Annotated in this window: 23 protein-coding genes; 7 read left to right on the top strand and 16 right to left on the bottom strand. The window is 40.8% G+C overall.

Annotated features, from left to right (window positions below):
* From K0S23_RS13260 to K0S23_RS13300, 9 genes are all read right to left on the bottom strand, one after another.
* The gene (locus K0S23_RS13260) at positions 1-1,008 is read right to left on the bottom strand and encodes a hypothetical protein (protein WP_300358175.1); all 1,008 of its coding nucleotides are present in this window, start codon (positions 1,006-1,008) and stop codon (positions 1-3) included.
* Positions 1,005-1,676, bottom strand: coding sequence for a hypothetical protein (locus K0S23_RS13265; RefSeq protein WP_300358178.1), 672 nt, complete (start codon positions 1,674-1,676; stop codon positions 1,005-1,007). Before K0S23_RS13265 ends, K0S23_RS13260 begins: the two co-directional genes overlap by 4 nt.
* Positions 1,673-2,761: a DUF3419 family protein gene (locus tag K0S23_RS13270; RefSeq protein ID WP_300358180.1), complete on the bottom strand. Its 1,089-nt coding sequence runs from the start codon at positions 2,759-2,761 to the stop codon at positions 1,673-1,675. The genes K0S23_RS13265 and K0S23_RS13270 overlap by 4 nt, the downstream gene beginning before the upstream one ends.
* A complete protein-coding gene (locus K0S23_RS13275; RefSeq protein WP_300358182.1) occupies positions 2,754-5,354 on the bottom strand; it encodes a PEP/pyruvate-binding domain-containing protein in 2,601 nt (866 codons plus the stop codon). Before K0S23_RS13275 ends, K0S23_RS13270 begins: the two co-directional genes overlap by 8 nt.
* A complete protein-coding gene (locus tag K0S23_RS13280; protein ID WP_300358185.1) occupies positions 5,351-6,301 on the bottom strand; it encodes a UbiA family prenyltransferase in 951 nt (316 codons plus the stop codon). Before K0S23_RS13280 ends, K0S23_RS13275 begins: the two co-directional genes overlap by 4 nt.
* A 5-nt stretch (positions 6,302-6,306) precedes the next feature.
* Entirely contained in the window at positions 6,307-7,038 is a 732-nt protein-coding gene (locus K0S23_RS13285; RefSeq protein WP_300358187.1) for a phosphatidate cytidylyltransferase, read from the bottom strand.
* Complete coding sequence (locus K0S23_RS13290; protein ID WP_300358189.1) at positions 7,028-7,612, bottom strand: CDP-alcohol phosphatidyltransferase family protein; 585 nt, start codon at positions 7,610-7,612, stop codon at positions 7,028-7,030. Before K0S23_RS13290 ends, K0S23_RS13285 begins: the two co-directional genes overlap by 11 nt.
* Before the next feature lie 3 nt (positions 7,613-7,615).
* Positions 7,616-8,893, bottom strand: a complete 1,278-nt coding sequence (locus K0S23_RS13295) for a hydroxymethylglutaryl-CoA reductase (RefSeq protein ID WP_300358191.1) — start codon at positions 8,891-8,893, stop codon at positions 7,616-7,618.
* A 152-nt stretch (positions 8,894-9,045) separates the two neighbouring features.
* A complete protein-coding gene (locus tag K0S23_RS13300; protein WP_300358193.1) occupies positions 9,046-9,384 on the bottom strand; it encodes a hypothetical protein in 339 nt (112 codons plus the stop codon).
* Positions 9,385-9,541: 157 nt separating this feature from the next.
* On the opposite strand from K0S23_RS13300, the gene K0S23_RS13305 reads away from it, so the two are divergent.
* From K0S23_RS13305 to K0S23_RS13330, 6 genes are all read left to right on the top strand, one after another.
* The gene (locus K0S23_RS13305; RefSeq protein WP_300358195.1) at positions 9,542-10,765 is read left to right on the top strand and encodes an outer membrane protein transport protein; all 1,224 of its coding nucleotides are present in this window, start codon (positions 9,542-9,544) and stop codon (positions 10,763-10,765) included.
* Between the two features lie 4 nt (positions 10,766-10,769).
* Entirely contained in the window at positions 10,770-12,089 is a 1,320-nt protein-coding gene (locus K0S23_RS13310) for a hypothetical protein (protein ID WP_300358198.1), read from the top strand.
* A gap of 15 nt (positions 12,090-12,104) precedes the next feature.
* Positions 12,105-13,424, top strand: a complete 1,320-nt coding sequence (locus tag K0S23_RS13315; protein ID WP_300358200.1) for a T9SS type A sorting domain-containing protein — start codon at positions 12,105-12,107, stop codon at positions 13,422-13,424.
* A 108-nt stretch (positions 13,425-13,532) separates the two neighbouring features.
* Positions 13,533-14,591 (top strand): META domain-containing protein, encoded by a 1,059-nt coding sequence (locus K0S23_RS13320; protein ID WP_300358203.1) that lies wholly within the window; start codon positions 13,533-13,535, stop codon positions 14,589-14,591.
* Between the two features lie 59 nt (positions 14,592-14,650).
* Positions 14,651-14,977: a hypothetical protein gene (locus K0S23_RS13325; protein WP_300358205.1), complete on the top strand. Its 327-nt coding sequence runs from the start codon at positions 14,651-14,653 to the stop codon at positions 14,975-14,977.
* A gap of 150 nt (positions 14,978-15,127) precedes the next feature.
* Complete coding sequence (locus K0S23_RS13330) at positions 15,128-16,465, top strand: saccharopine dehydrogenase family protein (protein WP_300358207.1); 1,338 nt, start codon at positions 15,128-15,130, stop codon at positions 16,463-16,465.
* Here the strand turns inward: K0S23_RS13330 and K0S23_RS13335 are convergent.
* The 5 genes from K0S23_RS13335 to K0S23_RS13355 all read right to left on the bottom strand — a co-directional run bounded on the left by K0S23_RS13335 (position 16,462) and on the right by K0S23_RS13355 (position 23,031).
* Positions 16,462-17,070, bottom strand: coding sequence for a hypothetical protein (locus tag K0S23_RS13335; protein WP_300358210.1), 609 nt, complete (start codon positions 17,068-17,070; stop codon positions 16,462-16,464). The two genes, K0S23_RS13330 and K0S23_RS13335, sit on opposite strands and share 4 nt — an antisense overlap.
* Positions 17,067-18,056, bottom strand: coding sequence for a tetratricopeptide repeat protein (locus K0S23_RS13340; RefSeq protein WP_300358213.1), 990 nt, complete (start codon positions 18,054-18,056; stop codon positions 17,067-17,069). The genes K0S23_RS13335 and K0S23_RS13340 overlap by 4 nt, the downstream gene beginning before the upstream one ends.
* A gap of 398 nt (positions 18,057-18,454) precedes the next feature.
* A complete protein-coding gene (odhB, locus tag K0S23_RS13345) occupies positions 18,455-19,738 on the bottom strand; it encodes a 2-oxoglutarate dehydrogenase complex dihydrolipoyllysine-residue succinyltransferase (protein WP_300358216.1) in 1,284 nt (427 codons plus the stop codon).
* Between the two features lie 29 nt (positions 19,739-19,767).
* Positions 19,768-22,491: a 2-oxoglutarate dehydrogenase E1 component gene (locus tag K0S23_RS13350; protein WP_300358219.1), complete on the bottom strand. Its 2,724-nt coding sequence runs from the start codon at positions 22,489-22,491 to the stop codon at positions 19,768-19,770.
* 195 nt (positions 22,492-22,686) lie between these two features.
* Positions 22,687-23,031, bottom strand: coding sequence for a hypothetical protein (locus K0S23_RS13355; RefSeq protein ID WP_300358221.1), 345 nt, complete (start codon positions 23,029-23,031; stop codon positions 22,687-22,689).
* Between the two features lie 38 nt (positions 23,032-23,069).
* Between K0S23_RS13355 and K0S23_RS13360 the strand changes: the two genes are divergently transcribed.
* Positions 23,070-23,690 carry an HAD family phosphatase gene (locus K0S23_RS13360; protein ID WP_300358223.1) on the top strand — a complete coding sequence of 207 codons (621 nt, stop codon included), beginning with the start codon at positions 23,070-23,072 and terminating at the stop codon, positions 23,688-23,690.
* A 1-nt stretch (position 23,691) separates the two neighbouring features.
* Here the strand turns inward: K0S23_RS13360 and K0S23_RS13365 are convergent, their stop codons facing one another.
* Together K0S23_RS13365 and mce are read right to left on the bottom strand one after the other, a co-directional pair.
* Positions 23,692-24,327 carry a hypothetical protein gene (locus tag K0S23_RS13365; protein ID WP_300358226.1) on the bottom strand — a complete coding sequence of 212 codons (636 nt, stop codon included), beginning with the start codon at positions 24,325-24,327 and terminating at the stop codon, positions 23,692-23,694.
* A gap of 1 nt (position 24,328) precedes the next feature.
* Entirely contained in the window at positions 24,329-24,730 is a 402-nt protein-coding gene (gene mce / locus K0S23_RS13370; RefSeq protein WP_300358228.1) for a methylmalonyl-CoA epimerase, read from the bottom strand.
* Between the last annotated feature and the right edge of the window lie 129 nt (positions 24,731-24,859).

Genomic DNA, 24,859 nt, shown 5'->3' on the forward strand with positions numbered 1-24,859 from the left:
TCAAATTGATTTTGCGTAAAGTACGTATTTCCGGTAGGGTTGTGAATTGAAGTTCTGAGAAATCCCGGCAGAAGTAGCATCGTAAATCATAAAAGCGTGAATAGCATCTTCCATTCCGTCTTCAACAGCCCGTTTCATCACTTCCAAAGCAATTACATGTCCAACACCGGCATATTCATTTCCATATTTCCGGGCAACCGTTTTATAAACCAATTGCTTTTTTGTTTTCTCAAGGAAATTTTGAAATGCGAATACAAAAGCAATTAATTCACCCTCTTTTTCCGCCAAAAGCACGTATCTAGTTCCTAATTGACGAATAATCCCGGCATATTTTCTGTAAAAAGTCTCCCATGAAATACTCGTATACAAAGTGTTTCGTTCAAAGGCTGCTTTCACCAAGGGGAACAATTTTTCCAGTTCCTCATAGATTCTCGAAGCATCGAATTCCCGAAGGGTGATTCCATTTAAGTGTGTTTCCCGGATTTTATGGGCTACTTTTTCGTTGTTAACAGTAATTCCCCGCTCGATCCTGCTTTGATAATTCAGGATCACTTCAAATCCTACTTTCCGGAACAAGTCGTTGTAATAAAGCGGATGAATGGCTTCAGATAAAAAAAACGGATTGTTGTGATGTACACTGAAGCGGTAATTGTCCCAGGTAGAACCGTTCATTGGTCCCAGGATGTATCTGAATCCGTTTTCTTTTGCCCAATGATCAACTTCATGCTGCATGAAGAGTGCAACTTCTGTTTTATTGACACATTCGAAGTTTCCAATACAACACGCTTTTTCATCTTTCCAAAATAATTCGGGATTGTGGTATAAGGCCAATCGACCAACTGGAATGTCATTTTCTGTAACAACAATACATTCAACCAGGAATTCAAGATTTAAATCATCACTTTGGTCTTGTCCAGCTGAATTTTCAATATAAACCTGTTTTTTTACTTCTGAAAAAAGATGGAAATTATTCCGGTCCGGAAATGTCTTATGAAGTTTTAAGCTCATAAGGAAGCAAATAAACTGAGTAATAATACCACTGATAACGGAATGGTGAGGTTATCGGACCCTTTTCCGCTGACTGCCTCTACCAACGTGGCGCCGGTTGCGACTAACACTAACTGATATGCTGTCATAAAAGAAAGCTCTTTGTTGAACAGATAAGAAAGTCCGAGTAGTACAACAAAAGCACTTAGAAGGAAAGCGGTACAACCCATTAAGGTTTTGCTGTATTTTCCGACAGTGAATTCACCCTTAGGCCAACGTTTTCCGAACAAGGCAGCCAATGGATCTGAAATAGCCAGCACCAAAACGGGGGCATAAAAGAACATCAAATCGTATTGATGATACTCGTACAGAAGAAAACACGAGTATACAGCAAGGGGATAGAGAATACTTCCATGTGATTCCCTATCAATGGCATTGATTGAGGGAAGAAAGCGGTACTTCAAACTGAACAATAAAATCACAGCGAAAGAAGCGCAAAGAACCAATACCGACCAGGAACTTGTCAGATAGGCGGGAAACAACAATGTTAATGCTCCTGTTCCAAAATGAACCAATTTCCTTGTGTGTTCGACTTTTGTCGAAGTTATTCGATGAATGAGCTCACTTATTCCGAATAAGCCCAGAAAACAAAATGAAAGCCAGATTAATGGCACTATATCGTCATTCATAGTTTTGTGTCTAAATGGAATTGCTGATAGAAAAAACCTTTATCAATTGCTGATAGTTCTTTCGATAATTTTTCTTCGTTTTTTACCTCTTTAGGAAATTGTTGAGCAACAGAACGTGTCACCATCAAATTCCAATAGGCCAGTTTTCCACCTGAATTTAATCCGGTTATCAACCCTTTTGTGGTATTTTCAAAAAGTTCAGGTGTCATGTATTCAAAAATGTTTGATAAGTTCATGTAATCAAACTTTCCATATTGTACAATTGCATTTTCTACATAACCATGAAAAACGTGGAGCTTATCTAAATTCTGCTTGATAAGCATGTAGTTTTCCGGTTCTAAGTAATGCGGCAACAAAGCTCTGAAATCGCCCGTCAGGTTGTAATTGAGGATGAAATTGTGCTGAGCACCTTTGCTTTTCAGGTGGGCTGCCGCTTTATTGTAAATCGTTCTTCCTACATGAACATCTACCTGTTTCAAAAACTCCGGATCCCGTCCATATTTTCCCATAATTGTTTTACTGAAGAACAATTTGAATAAGAAACGCCAACGCCAGTTATTCCAGGTTTTATTGTAAAATTCCTCCTGCTGCTCTTCCGTTTTTTCGGAAAGCAAATCCGCAATATGTTTTTTGGTATGAATCCAGGGAAGGATTTTATTTGCAAAAAGCTGGAAATAACGCTCAAACTTGCCTTCATGGATTATTCCGTTCGACAACTGATCTTTGTGCTGATCCCAGTACTTTTTCGTTCTTTCCGGTAAGTGCTGACAGATTTTATGGTAGATCCTGATCCTTGAATCACACTTGCTGAATCCAAGAAACTGTAGCAATTCTTCGTATTCCAAGTGTCGAATGGCTTCCCGTTTCAATTCTACCAAATAAAGCTGAATTTGATTCACATCAACAGCAACTACTAATTCCGGGTTTGAAATCAGTAGTGAAAAACTATTATCACCTGCCGAAGCAATTGACAGAAAACGCTTGTCTTCATCAGGATTTAAACCTTTCAAGAGCACATCAGCATCTTCCCAACAATTGGCATAGCGGATCAAAGCAAAGGAAACTTTATCTGTTAGTTTATTCATTTTCCGGGGTTCCTTTTTTTTCAATTATTTTTATTGTTCCCGTGCTTCCGTCCATTTCCACAAGATCTCCTGTTTTTAATGTCCGCAGCAAACCAGTTACTCCCACAATGCATGGTATTCCCATTTCCCGTGATACAATTGCTGAATGACTTAGTAAACTTCCGCGTTCCACAATAATTGCAGATGCACTTGGGAACAAGGTTACCCAACCCGGATCAGTACTGGAAGTTACCAAAATGGCACCGTGCAAAGAGGCAATATCTTTTGGGTTTTTGACCACCTGCACGCGCGCTGTTACTCGACCCGGACAACACCCTGTTCCCTTCAGATCACCTTCCAATTGCTCTACCTTATCCGTGCTAAAAAAATCATTTGCATGGTAAACGAGTCCATAACTGGCAAAGCGCTCTGCCGGTGTTTCCGTTCCTTCATAGACCTCAAATTCTGATTTTCTTAGTTCTACTAATTTCTTCAGATCCTGAGTTACTGATCTGCCTTGGATAAACTGTGTGATTTCTTCTTTTGTGAGGTAGAAAATATCCCGATCCTTATTCAAAATCCCTTCTGCATAAAATCGAATTCCCATTGCAGAAAACAATTCGCGTACAATCCCGAAGGCTCGTGTGCGCTCGTAACGCAAGTTTTCACGTGATGAAACCAATTCACGCGTTTTTCTTAAAGCTTTATTGAACTTGTATTTTTTGTAGAATTTACCACGAAGTATGGAATTCACTTCTGCTTCCGCTTTTGAGCGAATTTCTGCTTCCTTATTTCCTGAGCGCTTGCTTAAAGTTATTTCATTCTGAACATAGCTTTTCAGGATGTCTAAAAATAAGGTCGGGTCTTGCGTATAAGATATCGTTTCCAGTTTTAATTCACCGACACATCTTTCTCCGAAATCGGTAATATAGCGTTGTATTTCATTATAAATTCTTCCGGACTCATCTTCGGAACCGGCATTTTTTAATTTGTTCCAAAGCTGCTTTGAGGGTAAATTCAGGAACATTTCTTTCATCTCCGGCAATTGAGAAATTTCCGTTGAAAGTGCAATGGTTCGATGAATGGGTTGTGTAGAAATGATATCTGCGCTTCCACAAAGTAAATCGTTGTGAATATTCGGGTTGACACTTTTCAACTTCTTCTCGCACATGCTTTGCAAACGACCGAACCAGATCATGGCAAAGAAATCGTTCAGTAAAGGTGCTTTCCATTCGTTCAATAAAGTGTGCTCGAAATCCAGGTACAATTGCAACAATTCGTTTGCACTCTTTTCAGTGAAATCAATGGCTTTGTATTTCGCGATCGTAGCGTTTAAGAGGTTTTCAAAGTCTTTTCTTTTTCTTGAGAGCGAATAATAACGTGAAGTCATTTTGAAACCCATTTTTACAATCCGCCACCAGGCCTGACCTTTGGAAATGAGGTAAGATTCCGGAATGTCGAAACGCTCTTTCACTCCCATCATTTTTTCCATGAAACGCGCATTGATACTGTATCCGGGCAACATCGCCAACATCAGGTACCACGTTTTCAGGTTGTAATAGACGCGACCATTGATCAGTCCAAGTGTATTTTCGAAAACGCTGGTATTCCGTTCGATCACTTTCTTGTCAACACCCAAATATTCGCAAAACAAACGGTAAGCACCTTCATAGGATTTACTGATGAAGGAAAAGGTGAGGGGTGTTGTTACTCCCGGATAGGATTCGATGATATTGCTGTTGTCCCAAAGGACATAGGTATCATTCTTGTCAGGAATTTTGGAAAGCGAAGTAATGGGTCTTGATTGCAGCAAGTACAGTTTTCGATCGGCAAACGCAAATTCAATGTCTTGCGGTTTTCCAAAATGTCTTCCAAGTTGTTTAACCAGTTTTTGAACTTGCTTTATTTGTTCTTTGTAAAGTACTTTAGCCTTTTTCTTTTTTTCCGGAAGTTCTTCTTTCACTATACCTGATTTTCCGGTTTTGTTGTAATGAAAGCTATGTGTCTTTATAGCGATGTCTGTTTCAATTCCATTTTCGGTTACCAAGTAATTATCGGCATCCAGTTCTCCGGAAACTAATCCTTCACCCAGTCCGAAAACTGCGCTGATCAGTTGCTGTTTGCGATTTCCCGTAACAGGATTGATTCCAAACGCGACACCCGAACTTTCGGAAGATATCATGACCTGGATAATAATTCCCAAGCCATTAGATTGTTTGAGTCCATTTTTTTCGCGGTACAATTGCACACGCTCAGCAAACGAAGACTTCCAAACTTCCTGGATCTGTTCTGCTAAATTTTCTTTGCGGACAAACAGCTTTGTTTCAAACAATCCGGCAAAGGAAAAATCTCCGCCATCTTCGTCCAAAGCTGATGAACGCACAGCCAGAAAATCGGCATCTGAAAAATGAGTTTGAATTTCATCGAGCAAATCGGCTGGCAAAGTCAGTTTGCCTGTGTCATCTGAAAAATCTTTCAATAATTGTTGAGAAAGTACCACCCAATGCGGAACATTCAGTCCTAAATTGGACAATTCGCTCAGATTTTTTGCTTTTCCACCAATGGAAGGATCCGGATGTTGCCGTAGCATTTCTGCGTTTAATATTCTTTTCATGGCAGTAAGTGTTGAATCATTGGAATAGCTCCGAGAGAGAGGTACATCAGAATGGTCCAGATCGCTGACGTGTATTCCATCATTTTTGCCCGTTTTTCGGTGATTTTATTTAATGAAAACCAAGCCGGAACAGAGCAAAGCAGGTAAATTCCTCCGAAAATGAAATAAGCTATCATTCCGTATCCGGCAAAATAAACGGCCCATAAACTGCAGGCAAGCGTTACAGTAAGAATGACTAACCATAAAGTCAAAGCTTTTTTTGTGCCCAGCATGGAAGAATAGGTTAATACACCTTCCTGTTCATTGTTGGGAGTTCTGATTTTTCTGCCTATTTCCAGTACAATTCCATTGAAATAGGAAACCATGAAAAACAGACCTAATCCGGGTGATGGTGTTGCATTTTCCACAACCCAATCCAGTCCGCTCGCTAAAATATCGATCAACGGAATGATGAACATATGTGAGGTGACATACCAGAACTGGTGTTTTTTTAACCATTCCGGAACGAAGAACTCTTTTCCCATCAAACAGAGATAGGCCAGAACAATCGCCCAAATGACCAGCAGTTTCGGAAAGAACAGGAGGATTATTGCACATTGGGCAAGCACCAGGATAATTCCCAGTATCATTAATTCGCGAAGTGAGACCAAACCGCGCGGGACAGGAAGCTCTTTCCGGTACTTTGCATCGTCTTCTGCGTCTTTGAATTCATCGAAAATACGAACCAGTAAGAAGAAAGAAATGGTGATGAAAACGCCTAATCCATAGGTAGACCACTGAACAAATCCTTCTGCTCCCCGGCAAATTCTTGAAAACGCGATAGCAGAAAAGCTGAAACTTGCAACCAGAAGTCCGTGTCCCAGGATTGGAAAACGTTCTTTCTGATAGAGCAGAAAGCGTCGGAAAAACGACCTGGCATTTTCCTGCGGATTACTGTATTCGTTCATGTCGATCAGAAATTAGTGATTAAATAAACGATTCCAAAAAATCCGCCAAGTGAAACGATGAAGCTGTCAAAGCGATCCAAAATTCCACCATGTTGGGGAATAGTATTTCCGTAATCCTTCACATTGGTAATGCGTTTGAATAGCGAAGCAAGCAAGTCTCCGCCAAAGGCAAGTAAGGCTATAAATGCCCCGAATAGAATTGCTTCCGGCCAGGTTGATTGCAAGGAATCGTTATGTAACAGGTAGTATGCAGATGTTGCAATGGTAATCAGGAACGCTCCGATGAACCCACCCCAGGTTTTGTTTGGACTTAATCTCGGTGTAATTTTTCGTTTTCCAATCAGTTGCCCAATAATCTGGGCGAATCCGTCAAAACAAAACACCAATAAGTACACGTATAAGATTTCGCGTGGAGCTAAAAACCACGCTGCCGATTGAAAGGCGAAAATCAGGACCAAAAACGAAAGAATTGCAACTATCCGATTACGAAGGCCTGTTCCGGGTAATAACAGGACTAGCTCAAAAAATGCCACCAGGGAAATGAGGAGTGCAAGCCAAAAGAAAAAGTCAAAGTAGATACTCACAATAACGCTATTAACGATGCCAAGGTAAACAAGGTATTTAATCCATCTGTTGCGTTTTTCCGTACTCGTTTTTTTGCGTTTATTGATTAGTGCAATGGCAGCAGCTCCGATTACAAAATAGATAATGACTAACAAGTAGACACTAACTAGCATTGTTCGGCGATTTTAGAACATGAACAAGCGTTTTTGCGTTCGACCGTAATTCATCCAGATAAAGCACGCAAACGAGTTCTTCCAAATAAGCCAATGAACTGAAGACGATCATAAAATAGAAATATGGCGGATAATTCCCGAAATTGAAAAAGGTGAAAATGAAGATACCCTGGATGTAACCTGTGATCTTATTGCTATACAAATGCAAACTCGCACTCCTCCTGAACTTGATTAATGAAATGAGTTGCGGAATAATGTACATGGCCATCATCAGACTAAATTCGAAAACATGTTCCTGGATAAAACCGAAGTGGAAATAGAACATACCTGTAAAGGCACAGATATAAGTCCCAATATCAGCAACACTGTCCAGTCGCGCTCCAAACTCCGTCTGCATATTGAATCGTCGCGCGATGAATCCATCCAAAATATCGGAAACCAGGTTTGCAGACAGGAGAATAATGAATAAGTGACTGTTGTTTGAAAACAATGTATAAAACAGCACCGGAAGCGCCAAAATACGGTAACCCGATAGAATATTCGGAACATTCCACAGATTCTTTTCCTGGCCCATATGTTACTTTTTACGTCCTAGATTCTGGTGAGCGCTAGCAAAATGTCCTGCCGATAAAGCCGCTGCAATGGAAAGTTCGCCGGCCAAGACCAGAGCTCCACAAATTTCAGCAAACTTCCGTGCATTTCCTGCTCCCGAACATTCCATTAATTCCAAACATTCACGCTGAGTAGGTAAACCAGTTCCTCCACCAACAGTTCCTACAATCAGATTCGGAAGTGTAACACTGCAATACAGTGCCCCGTTTTCTTTTTCTTCCATTCTGGTAATTCCCGTGGCCGCTTCAGCAACGCATGCAGCATCTTGTCCGGTTGCAATGAATAATGCTGTCAAACCATTGGCATAATGACCCTGCGCTCCGATTGCCCCGCTTTGAATAATTCCAACGGTAGACGAGCGCCAATATTCGGCCATGGCACGTGCCGTAGTTTTCAAAACGCCCTGAATAATCTCTGCCGGAAGGAAAATCTCTGTAGTTACTTTTTTACCGCGAACAGACATAAACGATTGAGAAGTTGCTTTCTTATCTCCGGAATAATTTCCTTCAATGAACCACATCTCAGGTTGAATGGGTGTATTTGCAATAATGTACTTGCAAATTTTATCAGTACAAATTGTCACCATGTTTTGACCGGAAGCATCTCCGGTATGAAATTCAAATGTTAAGATTAAATGATTTCCCTCAATATTGGTGCGCATATCTTCCAATTTTGCAAAACGGCTGCTTTGTTCCGTTATTTCCCGGAAGTTGTCCATTTGTGCTAAGATCCAAACAACGAACTGTCCGAGCTCGCCGAGATTATGGAATTTAAACAATGGACTGCGTTGAACACCTTCCACGAGGCAAACAGAAGTTGCGCCTCCGGCAAGCAAACATGCTTTGGCACCACGATGATAAGAAGCTACCAAAGCTCCTTCAGAAGTTGCAAGCGGCACGAAGAAATCTCCTTTTGCTGCTGAACCGATTACACGAAGCGGTCCAATAACTCCCGTTGGGATTTGTGACATTCCTATGTAATTCTCAATATTTCCCTCTAGTTTATCCAAATCAGAGAATGGTTCTTTTCCTGTTAGTACCGGAAGTCCGAAACCTGTTTGCTCTTCTAAAAAAGCTCTTCGAAGTGTTGTGCTTTCTTCGCTTACTTTTAATTCAATAGGTAAGCGATCATCTTTAATATCAACAATTGTTTTGTTGGTGATAGACTTTACAATATTATCTACAGTTTGAACAGCTTGCAGAATATGCAATGCTTTAGATGATTTTTGACTTGATGAAGCCATAAAGTGTTGGTTATTTAAGTTTCGTAAAACAATAGTATTACATTTCTCTATGTTAATTGCCTGACAAAACAACTTTTAACTTTTCTTTGAAACTTTTCGGAAGGGCTCCTCACATTATTTGTGGATCTTATTTTGCGATATTGATTTGAAATTTACTTGCAATTACATAAAGTATAGAAAGCAAAATGCTTTCTGGTTTTAATACACATTCCTTCACGGATAAGGGTGTAATGCTTGTTCAATCGAGCTTTTGAATCTGATTTTAAGATTAATTCATTCCCTTCCAGCGACCATGTTCCTTCTGCAATAATCGGTTTGGAAGGTTTCGTCAGATCAGTGTAAATGAATGTATGATTTTCATTCAATTGCAGACTGGGGGCATTTTTTCCGTCACCACCATAAATTCCTTTTGTAGGCTCTACACCTTTACTGGATGGATTGGAATTCAAACCCAAGAGTGCTCCAACAATTATTAAATATAATCCGGTCATAATCGCTTCATTAGTAATGCAATATATGAATTTAGTTTAAACTTTCATTTTTTGATTTAACGGATTCGTTGTAAAAAGATACAATTGTTAAATATGTTGTGCGCTCATAGATTTTTTGTATCTTACTCCCACTTAACGCATTTTTCGTTCTATAACTATGCAAAAATTAGTACTACTTTTCTTCAGCCTTTCGGCTGTTATATCCATTTATTCGCAAGGTTTCCAGGTGAATTTTCAAGGGCAGAAACAACAAGGTATGGGCCTTGCAGGAACTGCACTTTCCGAAGATGCTTCCGCTTTATTTTACAATCCCGGTGGCGTTGCATTTGTAAAGAAGAATGAAATCAATGCCGGTTTTTCACCCATTTTTGCGAATACTTTGTTTGTTGATTCGGCATCCGGAGAAGGTTACCGTACAAAATCCCCGATGGGAACCCCTTTTTCAGCATATGCCCTTTTTGGTTTCAAAAAAATGGAATCCCTGAAAGTCGGTTTGGCAGTGTATACTCCTTTCGGGAGTACCATTCAATACGAGGACGAATGGATCGGCAGGTTTGCCCTGACCAAGTTATCATTGAAATCCATCTATTTCCAGCCAACAGTATCCTATAAGATCAATGAGCATTTCGGATTCGGCGCCGGTTTTATTATTGCGACCGGAGCAGTTGATTTGCAGAAAGATATCCCGGTGCAGTTTGCAGACGGAACTTACGGTCATGCGGAATTAACAGGTAAGGCGCTTGGATTTGGGTATAATTTAGGATTAAACGCCAAGATCAACGAACATTTTTCCCTTGGTCTGACTTATCGTTCGAAAGTATCCATGGAAGTGAAGGAAGGGGATGCGAAATTCACGGTTCCGGAGTCGTTAAGTGCAAACTTTCCAAACGGACCATTCACTTCATCGCTGCCATTGCCAAGTGTTCTTACCCTTGGAGGATCTTACAACTCAGGAAAGAAATGGCAGTTTGTGCTGGATATCAATTATGTAGGCTGGAAAGCTTATGACACCTTGGCTTTCGATTATGAATCCAATACTGCCAGCTTGATTGATACAAAATCGGCCAGAAAATACAAAGACATTATTGCATTCAGAGGAGGAGCCAATTTCCAGGCAAGTGGAATGATTGCTGTTCGCCTGGGAGGAGGTTTTGGATTTTCACCGGTGCAATCCGGTTATGTTACGCCAGAATCTCCGGACGGAAACCGGATTTACGGAACTGCGGGTTTAGGGTTTAAATTCAATGAGCATTTCAACGCAGACCTGTCTTTTTATTACACATACATCAAACGGACAGATAGAAATCAGGAAACCAATCTGCAAGGTACTTTCACTACAATTGCAATTTCCCCTGGTATTGGTTTAAGTTATAAATGGTAAGAAAATGAAACAAGTCTTAAGTATATTAATCCCGGTTCTCATCGGGATGGGAAGTCTAGCGTTGAATTCCTGTAAACCCAAATATGAAAAACCTGAAACTTCGGCAGGTGAATTGAATGCAACCCGTTTTGTCATGATCGGCGGATCTCATACTTCCGGTTATATGGATGATGCATTGTATTATGAAGGACAGCAATATTCCATCGCGAATCTTCTTAGCGGCCAATTGCAAAAAGTAGGTTCGGGAGCATTTTACCAGGCTTATATGCCGGATAATTCCGTTGGCGTTAACGGCCAGGGAATGTCCCGTTTAAAATTGGGATACAAAACAGATTGTCTCGGTGTTACATCACTTTCACCTGTACGTCTGGCTTCGGGCGGTGATGTTGCAGCACTCGGAGCCAATGTTTATAATGCAAGTCAGCCATTTGGGAACTTCGGGATTCCCGGAATGACAGTAACGGCGGTAAGTATTCCTTCCTATGGAATTGCTAATCCGTTTTATGGAAGAATGAGTTCTTCCATGAGTGCAAGTGTACTGGGAGATGCAACTGCATCCGATCCCACCTGTTTTGCCCTCTTTTTAGGAATTGAAGACATGCTTCCTTATGTACAAGGTGGGGCTAAGAATGGTACAATGACAAATACGGCGAATTTCAGTATGGCATATGAACAAATTGTTCAGTCATTAACTGTGAACGGCGCCAAAGGAGTTGTTTCCCTGATTCCGGACATTACAGAAATGCCCTATTTTACTACCATACCATACAACGGATTGAATTTGACACCGGACAAGGCCGCGTCACTCAACGCGATCTATAATCCGATAGGGATTTCATTCCAGGAAGGACCAAACGGCTTTATGATACAGGATCCTTTAGCAGGGGCTTTTGGGGTAAGACACATGGTGGCGGGAGAGTTGGTATTGCTTAGTACCCCTCTGGATTCCGTAAAATGCCATTCAATGGGTTCAGTCTTTCCCTTTAGAGATGAATTTGTTTTAACACTGGACGAATTAGCTATTATCAGAGCCCAGATTGCCGAGTATAACGCTGCTATAACTGCTATTGCAACAACATACAACTTAGCGCTTGCCAAACCAAACGAACTGGTAAATAAATTACAGGCAGGAATCGTCTATAACGGAGTTACTTTAAGTGCAAAATTTGTTTCGGGGGGTGCTTACTCTTTAGACGGACTCCATTTTAATCCAAGAGGAAATGCCATTATATCCAATGAATTCATCCGTGCTTTGAACAGTAAATACGGGGCTAAAATCCCGGCTATTAACGCTGTAAATTACCCTTCGGTTATTTTCCCATAATCTAAATATAAACACATGAAAATTTCTACTTTACTACTATCCCTTGGTTTAACGTCCGTGGCTTTCGCACAAACTCCTTGTCAGAGCGGAAGATACGCAAGCGATGTTTATTCCAATGTAACATTATCCAGCAATATCGTTTACGGTTCTAACACCTCCTTTAGCGGTGCAACAACCTCTTTAACTTTGGATTTTTATGAACCTGCTGCAGATACTTCTGTTGCCCGACCCTTAATTATCTGGGTGCACGGAGGCAGTTTTTTAGGCGGTACGAAAACAGATGTAGATGTCCAGGAACTTTCCAATCGTTTCGCAAAAAAAGGATATGCCTGTGCATCGATCAATTACAGAACCGGCTTCTTTCCGATAGATTCTGTAAATGCGATCAAAGCCGTTATACGTGCAACCCAGGATCTGAAGGCTTCACTCCGTTTCTTTTATAAAGACAGAGCGACTGCAAATGCATATAAGATCGATACGAACCGGATTTTTATTGGTGGGAGTTCAGCCGGAGCACTTACTGTATTGCATGTTGCATACCTGGATCAGGAGTGCGAGATCAATGATTATGTTAACCCAACGAATCTTGCTGCACTAGGAGGTTTGGAAGGTACCAGCGGTAATCCGGGCTATTCTACGAAAGTAGCCGGAGTTATTAACCTGTGTGGTGCACTGGGACGTTACAGCTGGTTAGAGGCAGGAGACGTTCCCCTGGTATCGCTTCACGGCACAAATGATGCTACTGTGAAATACAATCGCGGGGTGGTGAATCCCGGAGTTGCTTTAATGTACCTGGATGGCAGCCGCATGTTAATTGAAAGAAGCTGTGCTTTAAATCATCCGCATAAATTGTATACTTTCCTTGGTGCACCACATGTACCATATGCAGGAACGGGTGCAACACAAATTGCCTATATGGATACAACGGTAAACTTTGTCCGGGATTTCCTTGTTCAGCGTTTGGGATGTACCGATATGGATTTACAGCCCGCGAATCCGCCTGCACAAAATGCCAATCTTTATGCGATCAATTACTGCAACGGAAATCCTGTTGATGAAACCTGTTTAACATTAGCTTTGACGGAAAACAGCAAAGAGAATGAACTGACGCTTTACCCAAATCCTGCTTCCGGCCAGGTAACGATCAATTACGAAACCGAAGGATTAAAAATGATAACTGTAATTGATATCTCCGGAAGAACAGTAATGACTAGTGAAATGAATGAAAGTATTTATACACTTCCTGTACGTGATTTGAAGAAAGGAACCTACTTTGTGTATGTTTCGGATGAGTCCCTTCAGAAATCAGTTATGAAACAATTAATTATTGAGTAAACATAATCTTTCGATTTAAAAGCTTCCTTCGGGGAGCTTTTTTTATATTCGCATTCCTGCCGAAAAGTTTGGCAGCAAATTTGTAACTTGGGAAACAAACTAAATTCTATGAAAAGCATTGGTGTATTGATGATATTGTTGCTTACACAAGCAACACTTTTCGGACAAAAGACAATTCGGATGACAGTAAAGGAAGAATGTGTTCCTTGTCGTCGCATGATGCCGATGACTTGTTTTCAGGTGAAAAAGGAAGGGTCTAAAACCTGGGAATTATTTTATGAACGTATTTCAGGCTTTGAATATGTTGCAGGAAACAGGTACGTGATCGAAGTGATCGAAACAGAGCGGCCTGCTCCGGTTCCCCAGGATTTATCCAAATACATTTACAAATTGAGCAGAGTGATCTCTGTTACTCCTATGATCAGTGGGAACGAAGGGATGTTGTATAAAGTGATCCGAATGAATGGGAATGAAGTAGTAAATGCAGACCTGTCGTTTAGTTTTGACAGTACTTTCCATAAGATTTCGGGGAAAAGCGGATGCAACAACTTCATGGCTCCGGTTAAGATGAATAAGAAACAAACTAAGATTTGTGTAAAAACAGGAGCAGCAACGAAAATGGCCTGTCCTGAAATGGAAACTAAGATCGAAGAAGAGTTTTTGAGCTCTATTTCTGGTAAGTCTTTTAAGATTTCCCATAAGGGAGGTTTGATGATCTGGAAATCAAAGAAAAAGGAAGTACTTATCCTGGAAGCAATTTCAAAACCACTTCCCCAGGATCCGGCAGGAACATCCGGCAGACCTGAAAAAACACCCTGGAATTACTTTAATCAGCAAGAGTTGAAATTGGTCCAGATGGACGGATTTCCGGTGAAAAACTCGAAAGCAATCTTAATAATGGATGTTTCGACCAATTCATTTACCGGGAGCAATGGCTGTAATCGTATTTCAGGGAAGATGTCTACAACAAGAAATACGGTCGCTTTTTCAGAGATTATTTCAACCAAAATGATGTGTACCGATGAGTTGGTAGCAAACACAGAACGCCGCTTGATGGAAATTTTGAGAAGCGAGGGATTAACCGTTGATTTTGCAGAGCAAATATTTAACATTTACGATTCCAGAGGAAAGCTGGTGTTAATGTTCACGGCGGACGCAACTAAATAAATTTAATTAGAGTTTTAAATTCAGTTTTCATATATTTATACACCAAAAATTTTTTTACTATGAAAAAACTAATCAAAATTTCTGCATTTGCAACATTGGCCTTTGTCGGAGCATTAGGAATCCAGTCATTTACTTCGGCGAAGACTGTGTCTTCGGAGAAAGTACTTGGTAATGTTGAGTTCAAAGTTATCAACGACACATCTTCTGAATACAAATACTGCGTGAATGGAGGTCATAACTACATTAGTGCAGGTGCGTCTAAGGGATTTAGTTATAGTGAAGGAACGGAAATCAAACACCTGGAAGGAAGCAACTGCGGAGGGGTTTGGTTCAAAGTTACGAGCTCCATGCATGGCAAGTCTTTTAAACTTTCTGAATTGAAATAAATCATTTCTTGAAATATTGAACAAGAAGCCTCTTTTTTTAAGAGGCTTTTTTGTTTTCCACAGTTTCTTTTCACTTTTGACTTTAAATAAGGTTAATTCCTTATCGGGATTCATTGAATTCCGTTAATTTCGTGCATAGATTTAATGGTTATGAAACGAATATTGCTCTTAGGCGCGGGCCTCTCTGCTTCAACATTGATTAAGTACCTGCTTGAACAAGCCGATGAAAACAATTGGCAGCTGCGTGTAGTTGACCGATCGTTGGATTTGGTGAAATCCAAGTTGGCGGATCACCCAAAAGGTGTTGCACTTTCGTTCAATGCTTTAGATCGCAATGAGCGCTGGGAAGAACTCCAGCAAGCTGATTTGATTATTTCAATGCTGCCGGCACGTTTTCACCTGGAAATTGCAAAAGATTGCCTGGAGCTCAAAAAGAACCTTATTACACCATCCTATGTTTCACCTGAAATGAATGCCTTGCATGATCAGGTGAAGGACGCGGACTTGATCTTTATGAATGAAATTGGAGTTGATCCGGGAATCGATCATATGAGTGCTATGCGGATCGTTGACTCGATCAAAGATCAGGACGGTGAAATTATTGGATTTAAGTCCTATTGCGGCGGGTTGGTTGCCCCGGAAAGTGATACCAATCCGTGGAATTATAAATTTACATGGAATCCGAGAAATGTGGTCCTGGCTGCCCAGGGAGATACAGCTCGTTATATTGACAGACACCAGTATAAATATATTCCCTACACCCAGGTATTTAGTCGTTTGGACAACATATCAGTTGAGGGCTACGGGGAGTTTGAAGGATATGCAAACCGCGATTCCTTATCCTATCGCCACATCTACGGTTTGGATGAAATTCCGACAATTTACAGAGGAACGCTCCGGAAAAGCGGGTTTTGTAAATCGTGGAATATTTTCATTCAATTGGGTTTAACGGATGATAGTTTTATTCTGCAGGACTCGGAAAACCTTACACCGAGAAACTTCTTGAATGCTTTTTTACCCTTTGAAGAAGAAATAACGGTTGAAGCCAAGTTCCTGAACTTTTGCAGAAAATGGGGGGTCGATGATATTTCCCGGTACCAGTGGCTGGGATTGTTTGATGATTCTGTGAAAATCGGTTTGAAAGATGCAACGCCAGCCCAGGTTTTAGAAAAGATCCTGGTGGAGAAGTGGGTTTTGGGTCCGCAGGACAAGGACATGCTGGTCATGGTTCATCAGTTTACCTATTTACTGAACGGCGAGCGAAGATTCATTGAGTCTTCGATGGTGAATTTGGGTGATGATCAAATCCATACGGCGATGTCCAAAACTGTAGGTTACCCGGTTGGAATTTGTGCCAAACTCATCCTGCAGGATCAAATTACGGAAAGAGGTGTTTTACTTCCTACCAAGCCGGAAATCTACAATCCGATACTGGATGAATTGGAGGCACATGGTGTGGTGTTCCAGGAATTGGAAAAGGTTATTTAAGCGAAAAGCTTACTTCTGTTAAGCAGGCGGTAAATCACAACTCCACCTACTGTTCCGAAGAGCACTGCCTCATCAGGGAATTTCATAAACCCGGAAACGAGTAATACCAATCCGGAAACGATGGAGAGGATCAATCCCTGTTTCACAATTTCACGTGTAAAATAGTTTACCGGATATTTACGAAAGAGCTGGGGAAGCAGGAACTGTTGTTTGTAAACCATGTAACCGCTTAAAATCATTAAAGGAATCAAAATAAAACCTTGCTGGATTCCCATATCGCTGTAGCTTAAAAAAGCCCATATCCGCTCTGTCCATGAGAAATTGATGTGAATATTCGGAAGAAGGTAGAAAACTGCCAGAGAAGTGCTTAAAATGCATAAAAATCCAATTCCCAAATGTTTGCCGGCCTCCTGCTTTTCGGAAATGTTCCCGCTGAATTGAATTCTCTTACGTGCTTTTAACAAGGTCAAGGTCCAGAAGAGAATCCAGTCGATCAAGTAAAATAAGAGAATAAAGCTGGCGTCCCAATTCCAATAGAAATACCCTAAAACGGGAAGCAATGCCTCCATCAGTGTTTGAAAAAGAATTGCCCTTTTTGGTGTCATTTGGACAAACGCTTAATCGCATCACTTGAAATAGTAAAATCAGGATTGTATTTCAATGCTTTTCTATAATATTGAATTGCCTTGTACTTTTCACCCTTTGTTTCATAAATGAGTCCTAAATTATGCCAAGCCTCAACATAGCGCGGTTCTTTCTGAAGCGTCTCATTGTAAAAATAGACAGCACTATCCAACTCATTTTGCTTGAATTGTTTGATCCATCCCAATTGAAACAGCGGAGGAGTAAAGGTCGGATCCTTCTTTAGCATCTCCCGGTATGTTTTCTGAGCTTCAGGCAATTTATTAAAATCCTGGTATGCAAAAGCCAAATTGTACTGAGCTTCAATATTATTCGGTCGGATTTGAGTTGCAGTAATGAAATACTGGATACACAAAGGGTTTTGTTCTTCCTGGTAGATCAATCCTAATTTTATATAGGCGGCAAAAAACTCAGGATCCTGATCGATTGCCGTTTGATAGGATGATTTTGCTAATTCACGATTTCCTAAGCTTAAGTATATACTTCCCTTTAAAATGTATGCATCCCGGTACTTTTTGTTGATCCTTAATGCTTCGTTCGTATAGTAGAAAGCTTTTTCGTTATCACCCTGCTGGGCATAAGTTGTAGCCAAAGCAACTAATGCCGCTAAGTTTTTAGGATCTTTCTTCACCACATACTTAAAGTGTGTCTGGGCCGACATTACATCACTTGCAGTTCGGTTAGCCCGATTATTTAATGCATTTGCATAAAGGAAGCGAGCCTCGATATTCCATTGCTGCATACGATAGGCTTTTGCACCATCCTGAAGCGCTTTATCGTAATCATAACGTTCAAGCATTAAATTACCATGCCTGATAAGGATTGGAACACTATCAGGGTATTTCTTGTATAACTGATCTATTGAGAGTTCTTTTTGAGGTTTGTTTGAATTGTTTCCACCACAAGAGCTGAGTACTGCAAGAAAACCAATAAAAAATAGAATGCGCATAGTTAAATGAATCTGACAACAAAAATAAGGAAATGTATTTAGCTAAAGGCATTAAACGTATTCTTCTTCCAAATCGTTGGATTCTGTTTCGATTAATATTTACCATGGAAACAATATTCGCGGAAGATACCGGAATGTTCATTTTAAAAGAGATTCTATTCATTTATGTAAAAATGTGTCCAAAGGAAGCAGTAATTTTATTTCACTGAAACTTTAACAGGACAATTAACTGGTTAATAGTTAATTATTCGTCTGGCTCTTGCGTTTTTTCTTATTATCGACTAAATCCGAATAATCAGAGCATTCTGATTCAATTACAAAATTTCAACAACGAATTTTTGCCAATAAAAAAACCCTGCATTTCAAGAAATACAGGGTTTATTTTTGTTTGCCGACTCTTACAATCCTAAGAGTACTGCATATGGATCTTTTCCTCCGAAAATAATTCGTTCGGGATTTTCAATCATCTCTTTTACTTTAACAAGGAATCCAACCGATTCTTTACCATCGATAATGCGGTGATCGTAAGACAATGCCAAATACATCATCGGGCGAATTTCCACTTTGCCATCGATTGCTACCGGACGCTCAATAATATTGTGCATTCCCAAAATAGCAGACTGCGGAGGATTAATAATCGGTGTTGACATCATTGAACCGAACACTCCACCATTTGTAATAGTGAACGTTCCGCCGGTCATGTCCTCCGGAGTAATTTTTCCGTCACGCGCTTTAACTGCCAGGCGTTTGATTTCTCTTTCGATTTCCGCCAGGCTCATTTGTTCTGCGTTGCGAACAACCGGTACCATCAATCCTTTCGGTGAAGAAACTGCAATACCTACATCTGCATAATTGTGGAAGATCATTTCGTTTCCGTCAATCTGGGCATTTACTGCAGGGAACAAATTCAGAGCCTCTGTTACCGCTTTCGTAAAGAAAGACATGAATCCAAGATTCACATCGTGGAATTTAGAGAACTGGTCTTTGTATTTTGTGCGTAAATCCATGATTGGCTTCATGTCAACTTCATTGAAAGTAGTTAACATGGCCGTTTCATTTTTAACGGATACCAGACGTTCTGCAATTTTGCGACGAAGCATGGACATTTTCTCGCGATTCTGATCGCGGGTTCCTCCCCATCCCTGAGCGGCATCAGCAGAAATTCCGGCAGCCATTGCTTCCACAACATCCTGCTTGGTGATACGTCCGTCTTTTCCAGTACCATTTATTTTAGTACCGGAAACACCGTTTTCAGCCATAATCTTTGCAGCAGCCGGAGACGGAGTTCCTTTCGCATAGCTGTCACTTACCGGTCCCGGGTTTGGAGCGGGTGTGCTTGTTTTTTCAGCAGCCACAGGTGTTTGAACCGGAGCCGTTACAGCAGCTTTCTCTTCCACCTTAGGAGCTTCTGCAGCAGGAGCAGCAGATCCGGCCGGTCTTTCAGCTGAAGTATCGATTAAGCATACTACCTGCCCAACTTTTACTACGTCACCTTCTGCAGCCTTCAAAGTAATAATACCTGCCTGTTCCGCCGGTAATTCCAATGTTGCTTTGTCAGAATCAACTTCCGCAATAGCCTGGTCTTTTTCTACATAGTCACCGTCCGAAACTAACCAGGTTGCAATTTCCACTTCAGAAATCGATTCTCCCGGGCTAGGTACTTTCATTTCAAGGATTGACATAATTGAATCGTATTTAGTTTTGTCTTATCTTATTTAGCCGTTACAGATGCGAATTGAAATACATCTGCATATAATTTTTTCAAACGGCGTTCGTGTAATTTTTTAGAACCTTCGGCTGCAGCTGCAGATGCGGGTCTTGTGATTCCGATAAACGGAATGTGTCTGAGGTTCATGGCAATGTAAGTCCATGCACCCATGTTTGCCGGTTCTTCCTGTGCCCAAACAACATTTTTCGCATTGTATTTTGCAACGATCGCATCAATTTGTTTTTGAGGCAAGGGATACAATTGTTCAACGCGGACAAATGCCATATTATCAACACCCATTTCTGCGGCTTTTTCTTTCATTTCGTAATAGAATTTCCCCGAGCAGAAAACAAGTGTGTCTACCTGGCCTGCTTTTGCATTCGGATCATCGATTACTTCCTGGAAGCTTCCGCTTGCCATTTCTTCCAATGTGGAAGTAGCAGCCGGGTAGCGCAGTAATAATTTAGGAGAAAATACTACCAAAGGCTTACGGAACGGACGAATCAATTGTCTGCGAAGCAAATGGAAATGATTTGCCGGTGTAGAAGTATTCACTACCTGGATATTATCATCGGCACATTGCTGTAACCAACGTTCCATGCGGCCGCTTGAGTGTTCTGCACCCTGTCCTTCATATCCGTGAGGAAGAAGCATGACCAAGCCACTTTGAGTAGACCATTTGTCTTCACCTGCCGTAATAAACTGATCGATCATAATTTGAGCACCATTGAAGAAGTCTCCGAATTGTGCTTCCCAAATAGTCAATCCTTTCGGCGTTGCCAGTGAATAGCCGTATTCAAATCCAAGAACCGCATATTCCGACAACAGGGAGTTGTAAATAGTAAACCGAGCCTGTTTGTCCGAAAGCATATTCAAGGTCTCGATCTCTTCTTCATTATCCTCTGTTTTTACAACAGCATGACGGTGAGAGAAGGTTCCACGTTCCACATCTTGTCCGGAAATACGAACAGGAACACCTTCTTCCAAAAGGGTGGCATAAGCCAGCATTTCAGCTGTTCCCCAATCCAGGTTATTATTTTCAACAGCCGCTAAGCGGTCATCAAATATCTTTTGAATTTTCCGGAAGTATTTTTTACCCTCCGGCAGAGTTGCTAATTTTCTACCAAGTTCCAGTAGTTTTTCCTTTTTGATCCCGGTCTCAGGACTTGAATCAAAATCTTCAGACTTGCTGTGACGGAAACCTTCCCAAGTTGAACTCAGAAAATCCCATACAACAGCTTTTTCATTCTTGCGGGCCGCTTCGAACTCGCTTTCCAAATAATTGTTGTATTCGTCTTCGATCTTTTTAGCATCATCTTCAGACAAGGAACCCTCCGCAGTTAATTGTTTTTGGTAAATCAACTTTGGATTCGGATGTTTTGCAATGATGTCGTACAGATTCGGCTGCGTGAATTTAGGCTCATCTCCTTCATTATGACCGTATTTGCGGTAGCATAATAAATCGATAAACACATCGCGGTGGAATTTCTGGCGGTATTCCATTGCTATTTCAATGGTTTGAATAACTGCCTCCACATCATCACCATTTACGTGGAAAACCGGTGTAAGTGTGGTTTTAGCGACATCTGTACAATAAGTGGATGAGCGTGCATCGTGGAAGTTTGTTGTAAAGCCAACCTGGTTGTTTACTACGATATGAATTGTTCCGCCTGCCCTGTATCCGTCAAGCAAAGCCATCTGGATTACTTCGTAAACAATTCCCTGTCCTGCAACAGCAGCATCACCATGGATCATTACGGGACAAACCTTGTTTTCATCTTTGAAATGACTATCCAGTTTTGCGCGTGCAATTCCCTGAACAACCGGGTCAACAGCTTCCAGGTGAGAAGGATTCGGAGCAAGTGTCAGACCTACTTCTTTTCCGCTCGCAGTTTTAACAGAGCTTGTGTATCCCTGGTGATATTTCACGTCACCGTCGAAAACGCCATCAGCATCAAATTCCTTTCCTTCAAATTCGGAAAAGATATCCTGCGGACGTTTTTGGAAAATATTTGTCAGTGTATTTAATCGTCCGCGGTGAGCCATTCCCATTACGAAATATTCCACACCCAAGTCAGATCCTTTTTCAACCAAAGCATCCAATGCCGGGATCAATGCTTCACCACCTTCAACGGAAAAACGTTTTTGACCAACATATTTTTTACCTAAAAAGGCTTCAAAATTGGAAGTCTGAACCAGTTTTTTATAAATGCGTTTCTTGCGCTCTACATCAAATTTCGGTCGGTTTTTTACTTCAATGCTATTTCTGAACCACTCCAAACGTTCCGGTTCGCGCATGAACATATACTCGATTCCGATGGATTGACAGTAACATTGTTCCAAATCCTGGATGATATCACGCAGGGTAGCCGCTCCGATCCCGATTTGTTCTCCGGCCTGGAAAACAGTATCCAAATCGGATGCATCCAAGCCAAAGTTTTCGATTGCAAGTGTCGGTTCGTATTTCCGGCGCTCGCGAACAGGATTGGTTTTTGTAAATAAATGGCCACGGCCTCTATAACCGTTGATCAAATTAATTACTTTGAATTCTTTCTGAAAATTTTCAGGAATTTCACCGCCGTCTTCATAGTTCATACGGGCAAAATCAAATCCTTCAAAGAATTTTTGCCAGCTGATATCTACGCTTTCAGGGTCTTTAATATATGATTGATATAAATGCTCTATCGCATTTACATCTGCATTTCCGACGTACGTCACTTTATCCATGTTCCTGCACTATAATGGTGGGTAAAGTTAAAACTTTTATACCAAGCGTGAATAGGAAATTGCGATAAAAAAATGCAAAATCACTATATATTGTTTGAGGGCAAAAAATAATTAGCAATTATGAAAGAGTTAATTATCAAGATTGCTTCCTTTTTGGTCCTGATAATTGGTAATTACATCATTTATAATTCCCTTTCACTTAAACTGAATTTGGTAAAATACTTTCATTAATTCGCGATGGAGAATGGCATTTGACAGGTAGAACAAGCGGTTTTCGTGATTTGCTGTTTGACTTAAAATGAGTTCCGGAATATCAATGAGGTAAAGTAGGTGTTGCAGTTCATTTTCCGATAATTGCTTGAGGATAACCTGAATTTCTTCGTTCCAATGAATCGGATCTGTGCTTTTCAATTCGAAATGACTTATTCCGGACCGTTGAAAATCTTTTAGGATCTGTGCCTGGAGTTTTTCAAGCAGCTTACGCTGACTCAAGCGCAATTGAAGTTTTTGCACTAACGCATTTAAATCTTTTTCCTCCATAATTCAGCGATTCGAAGTGAACTTATTACCTTTGCACTATGATTAATAACTCAAAAGAAGCAATCATTTTTGATTTGGGGGGCGTTTTGTTGAATTTGGATTACGATTTAACAGAAAAGGCATTTATTTCTTTGGGAATGGCCAATTTCGGCGAATCTTATTCCCAGTTACAGCAAACCCATTTATTTGATCGTTTTGAAAGAGGCGAGGTTTCTTCTTTTCATTTTGTTAATCAGCTTTTGGATCGTTTACCTCCGGGGACAACAGCCAACCAGGTTGTTCATGCATGGGATGCAATGATTCTGGATTTTCCTCTGAAACGTTTGCAATTTTTGGAAGAGCTTTCTAAGAAATACCGCATATTTCTGCTGAGCAATACCAACGACCTGCATATTGATGCGGTGAGAAGATCCTTGAATAAGTCGGTTGGTCACCGGAATTTGGAACAGTATTTTGAGAAGACCTATTTCTCTTCCGCTATCGGAATGCGCAAACCGGATTCAAGCATATTTGAATTTGTGTGCTCGGAAAATAAACTTGATCCTGCGAAAACAGTCTTTATTGATGATAGTCCCCAACATGTGGAAGGAGCAAGATCAATTGGGATTGAGGCGATTCTTTTGGGTAAAAATCAGGAAATAAGCAGTCTTTTCGATTGAATTAATCAGACTTAAGCCGAATGAAAATGGTCTCTTCCGTATTTCCAATCCCTTTAATGGAACTGTATTTTGCCTGAGACTTTATAAGCGCGGAAACTTTCTTAATCAATACTTCATTTGAAGTTGTAGTACGTTCTCTAATAACTGCTGGAGCCCCAATGATTTCACCGTTTTTACCCACATTAACCCGGAAGGCGAGTGTGCAGGACTCTTTGGAATGGATCCCACTAACATCCAGGTCATTTATTAGGTGCCGATAATTATCAGTTCCCAATTGACTGCCTCCATCTCCTGAACCGTTTCCACCATCGTTGCTAAATGGATTATTTCTTGGTGCTTTCGGAAACTTGGGGGAAGGAGATTCTTGTTTGGATGCTTTGAAGCTTTCGACTTGGGCATTAAGAATTTCCAATTCCTTCGTTTTTTTGTCGAGGGCAGCTTGTTTGGTTTTCAATGCATTCTCTTTCTGCCGGATTTCGCTTGATAAGGAATCGTTGATGCGTTGCGTTTTTTCGAGTACCAGATTCATTGAGTCTAGACGTTGCTGATAGGATGCAACTTGGGCTTTTAAATCTTTTTTGGACTGACTGAAAGTGGTGCCGGTGATTAGCAATGAGAGAAAAAGTAGTGTTTTCATCTTATTTTTTTTCCTGGCATAATTCTACCAAAACTCCATTCGAAGATTTAGGATGAATAAACGCTACCAGTTTGTTATCCGCCCCGTTTTTCGGTGCTTCGTTCAATAATTGAAATCCTTTCGCGGCCAGTTCGCTCATGGATTGCTGAATGTCCGTAACATCAAAGGCAATGTGATGAATTCCTTCACCCTTTTTTTCGATGAATTTGGCAATCGGGCTGTTTTCGTTGCTTGCTTCCAGCAGTTCGATTTTTGATTCACCTACCTGGAAGAAAGCCGTTTTCACTCCTTCACTTTCTACCGCTTCGGTTTTATAGCATTCCGTTCCAAGAAGTTCGGTATAGGTAAGAATTGCCTCATCCAGGTTTCTGACAGCAATCCCGATGTGTTCGATTTTATTCATGTACCAAAATTACGAATTCTCAATTACGAATTGTTTTGATACACGATTAATTACGACTTGTCTTTTTCTCCCACGGACGGGCACAGAAGTTTTTATGACATAGTTATCCGTGTTCTTGCGTGGGAAATA

This window comes from Fluviicola sp., assembly GCF_029266855.1.
Lineage (GTDB): Bacteria > Bacteroidota > Bacteroidia > Flavobacteriales_D > Crocinitomicaceae > Fluviicola.

Coding starts and splice junctions, on each gene's coding strand:
- K0S23_RS13360 (WP_300358223.1), top strand. CDS start 23,070: ATGATTAATAACTCAAAAGAAGCAATCATTTTTGATTTGGGGGGCGTT.
- K0S23_RS13290 (WP_300358189.1), bottom strand. CDS start 7,612: ATGGGCCAGGAAAAGAATCTGTGGAATGTTCCGAATATTCTATCGGGT.
- K0S23_RS13325 (WP_300358205.1), top strand. CDS start 14,651: ATGAAAAAACTAATCAAAATTTCTGCATTTGCAACATTGGCCTTTGTC.
- K0S23_RS13260 (WP_300358175.1), bottom strand. CDS start 1,008: ATGAGCTTAAAACTTCATAAGACATTTCCGGACCGGAATAATTTCCAT.
- K0S23_RS13310 (WP_300358198.1), top strand. CDS start 10,770: ATGAAACAAGTCTTAAGTATATTAATCCCGGTTCTCATCGGGATGGGA.
- K0S23_RS13265 (WP_300358178.1), bottom strand. CDS start 1,676: ATGAATGACGATATAGTGCCATTAATCTGGCTTTCATTTTGTTTTCTG.
- K0S23_RS13280 (WP_300358185.1), bottom strand. CDS start 6,301: ATGAACGAATACAGTAATCCGCAGGAAAATGCCAGGTCGTTTTTCCGA.
- K0S23_RS13305 (WP_300358195.1), top strand. CDS start 9,542: ATGCAAAAATTAGTACTACTTTTCTTCAGCCTTTCGGCTGTTATATCC.
- K0S23_RS13295 (WP_300358191.1), bottom strand. CDS start 8,893: ATGGCTTCATCAAGTCAAAAATCATCTAAAGCATTGCATATTCTGCAA.
- K0S23_RS13335 (WP_300358210.1), bottom strand. CDS start 17,070: ATGACACCAAAAAGGGCAATTCTTTTTCAAACACTGATGGAGGCATTG.
- K0S23_RS13300 (WP_300358193.1), bottom strand. CDS start 9,384: ATGACCGGATTATATTTAATAATTGTTGGAGCACTCTTGGGTTTGAAT.
- K0S23_RS13355 (WP_300358221.1), bottom strand. CDS start 23,031: ATGGAGGAAAAAGATTTAAATGCGTTAGTGCAAAAACTTCAATTGCGC.
- K0S23_RS13350 (WP_300358219.1), bottom strand. CDS start 22,491: ATGGATAAAGTGACGTACGTCGGAAATGCAGATGTAAATGCGATAGAG.
- K0S23_RS13320 (WP_300358203.1), top strand. CDS start 13,533: ATGAAAAGCATTGGTGTATTGATGATATTGTTGCTTACACAAGCAACA.
- K0S23_RS13330 (WP_300358207.1), top strand. CDS start 15,128: ATGAAACGAATATTGCTCTTAGGCGCGGGCCTCTCTGCTTCAACATTG.
- K0S23_RS13340 (WP_300358213.1), bottom strand. CDS start 18,056: ATGCGCATTCTATTTTTTATTGGTTTTCTTGCAGTACTCAGCTCTTGT.
- K0S23_RS13275 (WP_300358182.1), bottom strand. CDS start 5,354: ATGAAAAGAATATTAAACGCAGAAATGCTACGGCAACATCCGGATCCT.
- K0S23_RS13365 (WP_300358226.1), bottom strand. CDS start 24,327: ATGAAAACACTACTTTTTCTCTCATTGCTAATCACCGGCACCACTTTC.
- K0S23_RS13285 (WP_300358187.1), bottom strand. CDS start 7,038: ATGCTAGTTAGTGTCTACTTGTTAGTCATTATCTATTTTGTAATCGGA.
- K0S23_RS13270 (WP_300358180.1), bottom strand. CDS start 2,761: ATGAATAAACTAACAGATAAAGTTTCCTTTGCTTTGATCCGCTATGCC.
- odhB (WP_300358216.1), bottom strand. CDS start 19,738: ATGTCAATCCTTGAAATGAAAGTACCTAGCCCGGGAGAATCGATTTCT.
- K0S23_RS13315 (WP_300358200.1), top strand. CDS start 12,105: ATGAAAATTTCTACTTTACTACTATCCCTTGGTTTAACGTCCGTGGCT.
- mce (WP_300358228.1), bottom strand. CDS start 24,730: ATGAATAAAATCGAACACATCGGGATTGCTGTCAGAAACCTGGATGAG.